This is a genomic window from Acinetobacter brisouii CIP 110357 (assembly GCF_000488275.1).
Classification (GTDB): Bacteria; Pseudomonadota; Gammaproteobacteria; order Pseudomonadales; family Moraxellaceae; genus Acinetobacter; species Acinetobacter brisouii.
The window spans coordinates 1,441,163-1,453,628 of sequence record NZ_KI530762.1; the positions used below are offsets into that span (position 1 = coordinate 1,441,163).

The 12,466-nt window shown below is 40.5% G+C and carries 12 protein-coding genes; 5 read left to right on the forward strand and 7 right to left on the reverse strand.

Annotation, left to right across the window (positions count from 1 at the left end; translation table 11 throughout):
* Nucleotides 1–36: 36 nt before the first annotated feature.
* From rseP to rimO, 7 genes are all read right to left on the reverse strand, one after another.
* Complete coding sequence (rseP, locus tag P255_RS06780; RefSeq protein ID WP_004904913.1) at nucleotides 37–1,392, reverse strand: RIP metalloprotease RseP; 1,356 nt, start codon at nucleotides 1,390–1,392, stop codon at nucleotides 37–39.
* Nucleotides 1,392–2,591, reverse strand: a complete 1,200-nt coding sequence (ispC, locus tag P255_RS06785) for a 1-deoxy-D-xylulose-5-phosphate reductoisomerase (RefSeq protein ID WP_004904911.1) — start codon at nucleotides 2,589–2,591, stop codon at nucleotides 1,392–1,394. The genes rseP and ispC overlap by 1 nt, the downstream gene beginning before the upstream one ends.
* Nucleotides 2,592–3,416, reverse strand: coding sequence for a phosphatidate cytidylyltransferase (locus P255_RS06790; protein WP_004904909.1), 825 nt, complete (start codon nucleotides 3,414–3,416; stop codon nucleotides 2,592–2,594).
* 3 nt (nucleotides 3,417–3,419) lie between these two features.
* Nucleotides 3,420–4,172 carry a polyprenyl diphosphate synthase gene (uppS, locus tag P255_RS06795; protein ID WP_004904908.1) on the reverse strand — a complete coding sequence of 251 codons (753 nt, stop codon included), beginning with the start codon at nucleotides 4,170–4,172 and terminating at the stop codon, nucleotides 3,420–3,422.
* 3 nt (nucleotides 4,173–4,175) lie between these two features.
* Nucleotides 4,176–4,730 (reverse strand): ribosome recycling factor, encoded by a 555-nt coding sequence (gene frr, locus P255_RS06800; protein ID WP_004904905.1) that lies wholly within the window; start codon nucleotides 4,728–4,730, stop codon nucleotides 4,176–4,178.
* Nucleotides 4,731–4,803: 73 nt separating this feature from the next.
* On the reverse strand, nucleotides 4,804–5,532 hold the full coding sequence (pyrH, locus tag P255_RS06805) for a UMP kinase (RefSeq protein ID WP_004751913.1): 729 nt from the start codon (nucleotides 5,530–5,532) through the stop codon (nucleotides 4,804–4,806).
* Nucleotides 5,533–5,590: 58 nt separating this feature from the next.
* Complete coding sequence (gene rimO / locus P255_RS06810) at nucleotides 5,591–6,934, reverse strand: 30S ribosomal protein S12 methylthiotransferase RimO (protein WP_004904903.1); 1,344 nt, start codon at nucleotides 6,932–6,934, stop codon at nucleotides 5,591–5,593.
* Between the two features lie 362 nt (nucleotides 6,935–7,296).
* Here rimO and glnL point away from each other — a divergent pair, with 362 nt between their 5' ends.
* The 5 genes from glnL (at nucleotide 7,297) to P255_RS06835 (ending at nucleotide 12,423) form a co-directional block, all read left to right on the forward strand.
* Complete coding sequence (gene glnL, locus P255_RS06815) at nucleotides 7,297–8,406, forward strand: nitrogen regulation protein NR(II) (protein ID WP_004904902.1); 1,110 nt, start codon at nucleotides 7,297–7,299, stop codon at nucleotides 8,404–8,406.
* Nucleotides 8,393–9,892 carry a nitrogen regulation protein NR(I) gene (glnG, locus tag P255_RS06820; RefSeq protein ID WP_004904900.1) on the forward strand — a complete coding sequence of 500 codons (1,500 nt, stop codon included), beginning with the start codon at nucleotides 8,393–8,395 and terminating at the stop codon, nucleotides 9,890–9,892. The genes glnL and glnG overlap by 14 nt, the downstream gene beginning before the upstream one ends.
* A gap of 245 nt (nucleotides 9,893–10,137) precedes the next feature.
* Nucleotides 10,138–10,782: a TetR/AcrR family transcriptional regulator gene (locus P255_RS06825; protein ID WP_004904898.1), complete on the forward strand. Its 645-nt coding sequence runs from the start codon at nucleotides 10,138–10,140 to the stop codon at nucleotides 10,780–10,782.
* Between the two features lie 109 nt (nucleotides 10,783–10,891).
* Complete coding sequence (gene argF, locus P255_RS06830; protein ID WP_004904897.1) at nucleotides 10,892–11,812, forward strand: ornithine carbamoyltransferase; 921 nt, start codon at nucleotides 10,892–10,894, stop codon at nucleotides 11,810–11,812.
* 386 nt (nucleotides 11,813–12,198) lie between these two features.
* On the forward strand, nucleotides 12,199–12,423 hold the full coding sequence (locus tag P255_RS06835) for a helix-turn-helix domain-containing protein (protein ID WP_004904894.1): 225 nt from the start codon (nucleotides 12,199–12,201) through the stop codon (nucleotides 12,421–12,423).
* Nucleotides 12,424–12,466: the final 43 nt, after the last annotated feature.

Below are 12,466 nucleotides of genomic sequence, written 5' to 3' on the forward strand. Positions count from 1 at the left end.
CTATTTTTCCACTAAGTTGGATATTTCGTAATTCTGTTATAAACGCATAAAATCATTAAATAAAGCAAGGACCATCATGCTACCCAGCAATACCATACCGATTTTAAAACCAATCATTTGTATTTGTTCAGAAACAGGTTTACCTCGAATTGCTTCTATAAAATAATAAACTAGATGTCCACCATCAAGCATTGGAATTGGTAACAAGTTCAAAATCCCCAAACTTACACTCATCAATGCCATAAATGAAATAAAAGTTTGCCAACCCATTTCTGCGCTTTGTCCAGCAACTTTAGCAATCGTAATCGGACCTGATAAATTTTCCAAACCAATTAAACCACGAACCATTTTGGTCATTGAATTTAAAATCATACTGGAAATTTCACCTGTCTTTTGTACCGCTTTTCCGAACGCTTGTACAGGTGTATATTGAATAGTTTGCTTATATTGGCTAGGAACAGTAATGTGTGCTGACTTGGTTTGTACTCCCAGCATGCCTGTCACATTTCCCATATTGTCACGCTTGCCCTGAGGCATGACCTGCAACTGAAGAATCTTGCCTTGCCGCTCAACATCAATTTTAAGTAATTTTTCTGGCGACTTTTGTACAATATCAACCACATCAAACCAGTCAGGAGTTTTCACGCCATCAATTGCAATAATCTTGTCGCCTTTTTGCATACCTTGACGATTAGCCGCACCATCTGGCACAAGCTGATCAACAACAGGTTCAATTTTTGGACGATATGGCAAAAATCCCAAAGTATCTAAAGCGGACTGTGTTTGATCTTTTAAGAAATGCTGAATGGGTAGACTAAAATTTTTGAGTTGCCCCTGATGTTCAGCCTGTACCTGAATTTGCCCTGTCTCTCCCGCACGATCAACCAGTGCAAAATTTAAAGCCTCCCAAGTCGGAGTGGTTTTGCCATCAATTGCAACAACTTTATCACCAACCTGTAAACCCGCAATCGCAGCAGGTGTTTCAGGTATCACTTTGCCAACACGAGTATTGAGCTGCTCCTGTTGGGGTAAAAACAGTATCCAAAACAATAAAACGGCAAAGATCAAGTTAATCAGTGGTCCTGCTGCAACAATCGCAATACGTTTCCATGGAGACTGACGGTTAAATGCAAAAGGCAGATCTTCAGCTTTAACATCACCTTCACGTTCATCGAGCATTTTGACATAACCACCCAAAGGCAATGCTGATAAACGATACTGAATTCCTGACTTTTTAGATGTCCAATTCAGTACAGTTGGCCCAAAACCAATTGAATAAACCAAAACCTTGACACCTAATTTGCGCGCAACCCAATAATGACCAAATTCATGAATGGCAATCAGTGGCCCAAGCAAAAAAATTGCCGCAAGCACAATAAATAAAATACTCATTATTTTAGCCTTAAAGCATCAACACGCTGAGTTGCTATATTACGAGCAAACTGATCTGCTTGTAAAATAGTCTCTAGCGAATTGGCCTGAGCATTTTCCATATCATTTAAGGTATGTTCTACAACTTCAGGAATTGCGGTAAATTTTATTTTTTGCTGTAAAAATGCAGCAACTGCAATTTCATTGGCAGCATTTAAAATCGCTGGTGCAACACCACCCGCTTGCATAGCATGACGAGCTAAACGCAAGGCTGGAAATTTAATCGTGTCGGGTTGCTGAAAATTAAGCTGTTGATGTACAAATAAATCTAAAGCATCTACGGGTGTTGAGATGCGCTGTGGCCAAGCCAATGCATGTGCAATTGGCGTACACATATCAGGATTACCCATTTGAGCCAAAGTTGAACCATCCACATATTGAACCATAGAATGAATAATACTTTGTGGATGGATAACGACTGTAACAAAATGTTCTGAAATTGAAAACAAATGACATGCTTCAATCAATTCCAGACCTTTATTCATGAGCGTTGCGGAATCGACAGATATCTTCTGACCCATTGACCAATTTGGATGTTTACATGCCTGCGCAGGGGTCACATCATGCAAGTCATTCAATGATGTATTTAAAAATGGCCCACCTGATGCAGTCAGCAGAATCCGAGAGACACCCTGCTTGGGTTGACCTGTACGCTCTGACTGACAATAGCCATTTGGCAAACACTGAAAAATCGCATTATGTTCAGAGTCCACAGGCAGCAAAAGCGCCTGATGCTGTTCAGCCGCTTGCATCATGATTTCGCCAGACATGACCAAAGCTTCTTTGTTCGCAAGTAGTACGCGCTTACTGGCTTTGACTGCCGCTAATGTCGGGAGCAGCCCTGCTGCACCAACAATTGCCGCCATGACAATATCAACCTGTGGATGCTCAGCAACAGCAACCAAACCTGCTTCATCAGTTAAAATTTCTGTATAATCAATCTGATGCTGTTTGAATAACTGTGCCAATCGATCTTGTTTCGTTGAGGGAACAACAGCGACTTGAGGATGGAACTGTTTGCATATTTCAACCAATTTTTCAAGTCGACTATACGCCGTAACTGCAAAAACCGAGTATTTATCTGGATGTTGCTGCAATACTTTTAATGTACTTTCACCAATTGAACCAGTTGCACCCAATATACAAACAGATTGAGACATTTAGAGATCTACACCGATAAGTTTTAGTAAATAAATTCCTGTTGCAAAAATCGGTGCTGCTGCAAGCAATGAATCAATGCGATCCAAAACACCACCATGCCCAGGAAGAATTCGACCCGAATCTTTCACACCAGCTCGACGCTTAATCATTGACTCAAACAGGTCACCTTGAACCGAACCAAGTACAGTGATAATCGAGAGAGTTAGAAATAGTACATGTTGTAATAAAGTTAAATGTAAATAATGGCTTTGAACAATAACAACAATAATACCTGAAGTGATTAAGCCACCAAACAAGCCTTCAACTGATTTATTCGGACTGACATTTGGCGCCATTTTACGCCGCCCCAACTTTCGCCCAACAAAATACGCACCACTATCTGCACCCCAAACCAAGAGGAATAGATACATTAACCACCACGGTGAATGTTGCCAGACAGAAAAAATTGCACTCACTGCTGATGAAATCAGGATCAGGCCAACCAGATTCAGGCTTTTATTATACCAGCCATCATACTCTGGAAAGTTTTTCACCCAGTATACACTGGTGAGCCACACCAAAATGGAAGCTATCCAAAAAAGCAATGTAATATCATGAACATACAATGCAATCACAGATACAATCAAGGCAATACAAGCATATCCAAAAACAAAAAATGGTCGTATCGATGCATCCTGCTTTGGCATTAATTTGTACCACTCATACCCTGCAATCGTTGCAGCAATGACCATCAATGCTTGCATAGGGTAATGCGAGGTTGTAGCAAACATACAACTTAAAACAATTGCTACCAATACCAACGCGGTTTTAATCCGCTCAAACATGTATTATTTCTCAGTTTTCTCTTGTTGGATTTGTTCAGAGGTTTTACCAAAACGGCGTTCACGCTGTGCAAATACCTTAAAGGCTTGGTTGAGTTCTTCTACCAAAAACTCAGGCCATAATGTTTTAGTAAAATAAAGCTCTGCATATGCAGACTGCCACAGCAAGAAATTAGAAATTCGATAATCTCCACCTGTTCGAATGAGCAAGTCTACTGGAGGCAAATCTCCAAGGTGAATATATTGACCAAACAGTGCGGGATTAATCTGATCAACTGTAATTTTGTGGTCAAGTACATCTTGAGCAATACGCTTGGCTGAATCCGCAATATCCCACATACCGCCATAACTAATCGCGATCGTCAGCGTCATTTGCTTAAAGTGAGCAGTTTGTTGCTCAGCAGTATTGAGTAACTCTTGCAAATGTAATGGAAGTCGAGAACGCTCACCGATAAAACGTAGAGCAATCTCAAATTTGATCATACGTGGGATTTGCTCATGAACGGTCTGCTCTAGCAAATGCATCAGCAAATCAACTTCAGGTTGAGGTCGATTCCAGTTTTCACTTGAAAAAGCAAAAACCGTCAACGCCTGAACCCCAAGCTCACGGCAGCGCTCTACGACAGGATCTAGCGTATTTTTACCTTCTTTATGCCCAGCGCCTTGCGCAAGATGCATTTTTTTAGCAAAACGATTGTTGCCATCCATAATGATGGCAACATGTTGAGGAAGGTGATGAATGCCGTTTAAACTCGTCATTCATTAAACCTTCATTAACTCTTCTTCTTTTGCAGCTAGACGTTTATCTACTTCAGCTACATATTTATCAGTGATCTTTTGAATATCATCACTTGCGCGGCGTTCATCATCTTCAGAAATTTCTTTTTCTTTCAATAATGTTTTTAAGTCACCCAAAACGTCACGGCGAATGTTACGAATTGCAACTTTGGCATTTTCAGCTTCAGTACGTGCAACTTTTTGCATATCACGGCGAGTTTCTTCAGTGAGTGCTGGTAATGGCACACGAATTGCGTCAGCAGTAATTGGATTTAAACCCAAATCACTTTCACGAATCGCTTTATCAATTGCAGAAACCATTGTGCGTTCAAATGGTTGAACAATCAACATACGTGAATCTTCAACACCCACGTTTGCCACTTGGTTTAATGGCACATCCGAACCGTAGTAAGGAACCATGACACCATTTAAAATAGATGGATGCGCACGGCCAGTACGAACTTTTGCAAATCCTTGTTCCAAGGACTCGATTGACTTTTGCATTCGCTGTTCGCTGTCTTTTTTAAGATCGTTAATCATATGATCTTCCTTACTTTCTCAAAATGTAAAATAAAATTAGCGCTAGTATAAAGAGCTTTCTCAGTTACGTATATTACTTCGTAACGTGAGTTCCCTCTTTTTCACCCATCACAATTGAAAGCAATGCGCCAGATTTGTTCATATCAAATACTTGTAAAGGCACATTATGATCACGGCATAAGCAAATCGCAGTAAGATCCATTACACCTAACTTTTCATCCAACACTTGATCAAAAGTCAAACGATCATATTTTACCGCATCGTCATATTTACTTGGATCTTTATTATAAACGCCATCAACTTTAGTGGCCTTTAGGATAAGGTTCGCTTCAATCTCGATACCACGCAAACATGCAGCTGTATCTGTTGTAAAGAATGGATTGCCTGTACCCGCCACAAATACGCAGACTTCACCTTGACTGAGGTGACGAATTGCATCACGGCTTGAATATGGCTCAACGACAGTACCAATAGACAACGCAGACATCAGGCGGGTTTTGATATTACGACGCACCAGCGCATCACGCATGGCCAAACCATTCATAACGGTTGCAAGCATACCCATTTGGTCACCTGTAACACGCCCAACGAGACCATCTTTTTGTAATTGGCTACCGCGATATAAGTTACCGCCACCTACTACGATGCCCACTTGTACACCCAAACCAACCAAATGTGCAATAGACAATGACATTTGATCAAGAACTTGAGCATCGATCCCCATCTCACGGTTGCCTGATAGTGCTTCACCAGACAACTTAAGTAAAATACGTGAGTAACGAGGACTATTTGTTTCTGCCATGACGGTGCTCCGAAAAAGTTTTCATTCGAATAAAGTTAAATTTGTAAATGTGAGCCGATTAATTTGCTTTAATTTTAATCAATTTAGCAAACAGATCATATTCATCTGCATCGGTAATTTCGACTTCCAGCAAATCGCCCGCTTTAATTTGTGATTTATCAATGTCTTCAACAAAAACATTGCCATCAATTTCTGGGGCATCTGCATAAGAACGCGCAACCGCAACTGGATATTCATCTTCCAGACCATCAACCAATACCGTCATAGTTTGGCCAATGCGTTGTTGCAATTTTGCTGCTGAAATCTCTTGTTGTACCTGCATAAAGCGTTCATAACGCTCTTGTTTGATCTCTTCAGGAACATGATCTGGTAAGTCGTTGGCTGTTGCGCCTTCTACTGGTGAATAGGTGAAACAACCGACACGGTCAAGCTGCGCTTCTTTGAGCCAGTCAAGCAGTATTTGGAAATCTTCTTCAGTTTCACCAGGAAAACCAACAACAAACGTTGAACGAATGACTAATTCAGGACATTTTTCACGCCAAACCTGTAAACGCTCTAGCGTATTTTCGCTATGTGCAGGGCGTTTCATGAGTTTTAAAATGCGCGGGCTTGCATGTTGGAATGGAATATCCAGATAAGGTAAAATTTTACCTTGTGCCATCAGGTCAATCACTGCATCGACATGTGGATATGGGTAAACATAGTGTAAACGTACCCAGATACCTAACTGACCGAGTGCTTCACACATGTCATAAAATTTGGTTTTGACTGGCTGTCCGTTCCAAAAGTCCAGCTTGTATTTGGTGTCGACACCATAGGCTGACGTATCTTGAGAAATCACCAAGACTTCTTTGACACCTGCACGTTTTAGTGCCGCAGCTTCTTCAAGAACCGAACCTACAGGACGTGAAACCAAGTCGCCACGCATACTTGGAATAATACAGAAGGTACAACGGTGGTTACAGCCTTCTGATATTTTTAAATAAGCATAGTGTTTTGGCGTAAGACGCACACCTTGCTCAGGAACTAAATCAATAAATGGGTTATGTTTTGGTGGAGCAGGTACATACTCATGTACAGCTTCCATCACATCTTGATATGCTGCTGCGCCCGTCACTTTCAATACATTTGGATGCATTTGACGGATTTTATCTTCATCTTTCCCCAAGCAGCCTGTCACAATTACACGACCATTTTCATTCATGGCTTCGCCAATTGCATCTAACGACTCTTGTACCGCAGACTCGATAAAACCGCAGGTATTTACTACAACGAGGTCAGCACCATCATAATCTGATGCAACCTGATAACCTTCAGTACGCAACTGGGTTAATATACGCTCAGAATCGACCAATGCCTTAGGACAACCTAAAGAAACAAAACCGACTTTGGGGGATTTCATGCAAACAACACTCCACTAGAATGCGCGTATTGTATGACTTTTCCCTGCGTAAGCATAGGCATAAACGGTAATGTTTCATTCATGCACCAAAATATTGCTCATGTTTTAACAAAACAAATAAGCAGCACCAATATAGTGCTAAAAACTCCTCATTTTGATACTGTTTTAGGGGTGAATGCCCAAAAGTCACTTTAAAAGCATGTCAAAGGTCAATTTTTGCCTAAAAACAAGTCATTTTATAAAGTTGGCTTACATTTTGCTTTAATCAGGCTAGTTTTAATTTTAGAAAATGTTCCATAACAGGGAGCAAATACAATGACAAAGATGCCATTGCGCTATTTTACTTCAGGAAGATTACGCTAATGGACCCTATTCCAACGATTGATTACCGTCTACTCGTCGATAATTTGACCACAGCCATCTTACTGGTCGATAAAAATTTAAATATTTTTTACCTTAACTCGTCTTGTGAAGCACTTTTTGACATGAGTTTGTTACGTGCTTCAGGTATACCTGTTGTTCAGCTTCTACAAGCACCAAATGATACCTTTGATACACGTGAAGCATTATTGAACACGTTAAATACTGGGCAGGCTTATACACGGCGCGAAGCCATTATTAATGTCAATTTTAAAGACATTCATGTGGATTATTCTGTTTCACAGCTCAATGCTGGACGTCCCTATCATCCTTTATTACTGATTGAACTCAACCCGATTGACCGAATGCTGAAAATCTCCAAGGAAGAAAACCTGATTCAGCAACACCAAGTCACACGACAACTGATTCGTGGCGTCGCACATGAAATCAAGAATCCATTAGGTGGCATTCGTGGGGCAACACAGCTTTTGGCACGTAGCCTAAACGATCCAAAATACAATGAATTCACCGACATTATTATTAGTGAAGTGGATCGTTTACGTACACTGGCAGACACCATGCTCGGTTCGCGGCAACTGCCCAGCTATGTCGATGTTAATGTGCATGAGCCTTTAGAACGTGTCCGTTCTCTGATTACCAATCAAACCAAGAAGAAAATTAAAATCACACGTGATTATGATTTATCACTCCCCGATGTCAAAGCAGATCGCGATCAACTGATCCAGGTCATGCTCAATATTAGTGTCAATGCTGTGCAGGCCATGCTCGAACACAAGGATTTTTTCCAAGAGCATAAGCCTGAGTTGATCTTACGCACCCGTATTCAACGCCTTGTTACCATTAATGGTGTTTTGCATCGCTCTGCAGTGCGCGTTGACATTGAAGATAATGGGCCAGGTATTCCCGAAGAAATTTTAGAGTCTGTATTTTATCCGCTGGTCACAGGTCGTGCCAATGGCACAGGGCTTGGACTCAGTATTGCACAAAATATTATGCATCAGCACAACGGTATGATCGTTTGTCATTCTGTGCCGAGTAAAACCATTTTTAGCTTATATTTACCTTGGGAGTCGCACCATGTCGCGAAATAAAATTTGGGTCATTGATGATGATCGCGCCATGCGCTGGGTGTTGGAAAAAACCTTCAAAGAAGAAGGCTTCGATGTCACCAGTTTTGAGGAAGCTCAAAGCGCATTAGACCAACTACCACACGAAGCGCCCGATGTCATTTTAACTGATATCCGTATGCCAGGAATCGATGGTTTAACCTTTTTAGGCAAGGTAAAAAGTAGCTACCCTGAACTACCCGTCATTATTATGACGGCACATTCAGATTTGGAATCTGCTGTTTCAAGTTATCAAACTGGTGCATTTGAGTACTTACCTAAGCCGTTCGATATCGATGAAGCATTGGCGTTGGTGAATCGTGCGATTTTGCATATTACGAAGCTACAACAACAAGAATCTGCGAATAAAACCACTTCCCCAATTCATTCGACTGAAATCATTGGTGAATCACCTGCCATGCAGGAAGTCTTCCGTGCCATTGGTCGATTATCTCAATCGCATATTACGGTTCTTATTAATGGTGAATCAGGTACAGGTAAAGAGCTGGTTGCACACGCACTGCACCGCCATTCACCACGCAAGAGCAAACCTTTTATTGCCTTAAACATGGCCGCGATTCCCAAAGATTTGATTGAAACCGAATTATTTGGACATGAAAAAGGTGCATTCACAGGTGCAAATACACAACGCCAAGGTCGTTTTGAACAAGCCAATGGCGGCACATTATTCCTTGATGAAATTGGCGATATGCCATTTGAAACCCAAACCCGTTTATTACGTGTATTAGCAGATGGCGAGTTTTATCGGGTTGGTGGTCATATTCCCGTAAAAGTCGATGTGCGTATTGTTGCTGCCACGCATCAGGATTTGGAAAAACTGGTCAATGAAGGACGTTTCCGTGAAGACTTGTATCACCGTTTAAACGTAATTCGTATTCATATTCCGAAACTGGCGCATCGTAGCGAAGATATTCCGATGCTGGCGCAACATTTCTTGGCACAAGCAGGCAAAGAGCTTGGCGTTAGTCCAAAAATCTTACGTCCAGAAACCATCAGTTATATGCAGCAACTGCCTTGGCCTGGTAATGTGCGTCAACTGGAAAATACATGTCGCTGGCTCACTGTTATGATTACAGGTCGAGAAGTTTATCCAGAAGACTTGCCAAATGAGTTAAAACAAATCCCGATTCAAAAATCGGGTGATCCTGTTGTTAATAATGTCAACATCAACAATGAACGCGTAAGCGTACAACACTGGGATGAATTACTTGCTCAATGGGCAATACAAAAATTGCGTAACGGCGAGATGAAAATTCTGGATGTTGCTACCCCGATGTTTGAACGCACATTAATCAATGCTGCATTACAACAGACACGTGGACGTAAACGCCATGCAGCCGAATTACTGGGCTGGGGACGAAATACTCTGACACGCAAGCTCAAAGAGCTGGGGTTAGATTCTGTCGATGACGATGAAGAAGAGGATCAAAAACTCTCAACTCTAGAATAATTTCAATAAATTGAAGGCAAAAGGTCATGCTCAGCATGGCCTTTTTTATGCACAAATATGCATTCATCCTACCAATCAACTGTAAATTGGATAGAGAATAATCATTCCGCGAGTATCCTCAAACGATATAGAATTCATTTGAGCAAAGAATCGTAAAGTGAACAATACACTCACAGGCTATTGCGCCATTTTAGTTCAGATTTGCTATACTCAATGATTAACCGTGATATCTTGATTTATTTCCCATGTCAGATCAACTTTACTGCTATTGCAACGTGCCACCTCAAACCAAACGTGGTTTTGAGCGACATCTTGCCTTTGTAATATCTGCCACGGAACTTTTTTTAGAAAAAGGATATGATGCCGTTTCCCTCGATGATATCGTGAATCATGCTGGCGGATCAAAAGCCTCTCTCTATAAATATTTTGGTAATAAAGACGGTTTATTTAAGGCGATCTGTGAACATCGGCGCGATATTTTTTTCAAAGAACTATTTTTAAAAATTGCCCCGCAAACCAGCAATCTCAAAAGCTTACTGGTCAGTATTTTAAATAATTTTTATCAACATATTTTAAAACCAGAAAATCGTAAGTTTGTTCGATTACTATTCGAACAAACCAAGCAAAATCCCGAGCTTGCAATCTATTTATATGAAGAATGCCCAGGAAAAATCCTGCAAAGTGTAAGTCAGCGACTCAGTCAAGCACATGAACAGGGCCAAATCGTCTGCTCTAACCCATTGCACTCTGCCAAAATGTATCTCGGAATTTTATGGCATTTTGAATGGCAGGTCTTAATGGGCGTTGAACCTCAAGAAAGCCTTGAAGAAATCAATCATTATATTGAATATAGTGTCGAACACTTTTTAAAAGCCCTGCAATATCGATAAGTCTTTGGCAAAATAGACAGCTTATAGTATAGTAATCGATTACTTTTTCTTTAACGAACAACTACTAATTGTTGATGCCATCGCGATTCAACAATTATGTGGAGTAACCATGGCTCTACGGCATTTCCTAACTTTACGTGATCTTTCCACAGCAGAACTTAATCGCATTATTGCACGCGCACAAGAGCTTAAGCGTCTGCAACACGAAAATACTGTTTACCAACCGTTTGTTGGTAAAGTTCTTGGCATGATCTTTGAAAAATCTAGCACACGTACTCGAGTTTCTTTTGAAGCAGGTATGAGCCAGTTTGGTGGTAGTGCTATCTTTTTATCACCACGTGACACACAGTTAGGTCGCGGTGAACCGATTGAAGATTCGGCACGCGTCATTTCAAGCATGCTTGATATTGTAATGATTCGTACCTTTGGACATCACATCGTAGAACGTTTTGCTTCTTACTCAAAAGTCCCTGTGATTAACGCATTGACCGATGATCATCACCCTTGCCAACTGCTTGCTGACGTTCAAACTTATGTTGAGCATCGTGGTAGCATTGAAGGTAAAACTGTGGCATGGATTGGCGATGGCAACAATATGTGTAATTCATATATTGAAGCTGCGCACATGTGGGGCTTTAAGTTAAAAATCGCCTCTCCAAAAGGCTACGAGCCAAAACCTGAGTTCTTGTCTGAGTTTGCACATTGTGCAGAATTGGTTGGCTCAGCAGAAGACGCAGCCGTAAATGCAGACCTTATCGTCACTGACGTTTGGGCATCTATGGGTCAGGAAGAAGAACAGAAAATTCGTGAAAAAGCATTCGCAGATTATCAAGTAAATGAGCACTTGATGAGCCTTGCTCACCCTGACTGCTTGTTTATGCACTGTTTACCTGCTCACCGTGGTGAAGAAATTTCTGAAAACATGCTTGACCACAAAAATGCCGTGGTATGGGATGAAGCAGAAAATCGCTTGCATGCACAAAAAGCACTTATGGAATTTTTATTGCTAGAAAACTTGAAAAAAGACTGATAAAAAAAGCCTGACTTCAAGTTAGTCATCAGTTAAGGAGATTATAAATAATCTCCTTAATTTTTGAAATAAACCCAACTTAAAATTATGAATAAAAACATATTATTGTGATCAAATCATTTACATCTAGAGAGGTAAAATTCGCATAGAAAGCATCTTGTGCTCCTCACCATAAAATTCGACAAATTTCTTCATTATTCGACATTCTTAATCTCTTCAAGGCTTATTTATGGATATAGAGAAAATAAATAATTGAAGCAAGCATCATCATGTTGACATGAAATCGTATAGAAATTTTGAGCATTTGTTGTGTTTTGCTAAAAATCCTTGTTTAGCACTTTCAAGCCGATATCCTATACGAGTCTTTTGTGAAATGAATAGACGGTATGAAAACAGAAAATTTTGTTCTTATTGGACAAGCTTTATTTGGTGAATCTTGGCAAAGTCAGGTTGCCGATTTTTTAAATATTGATACACAAGAGATTCAAGACTGGATTCGCTCTGGTCATATTCCGCATTGGGTCAATGGAGATTTAATTAAACTGACAGATATGCGACTTGAACAAATGCAACATGTTGCTCATTTATTAGAGCATAAATCTATTGCTTAATTGACAAAAAAGAGGCTTTTATAACAGCCTCTTTTTTTTCACA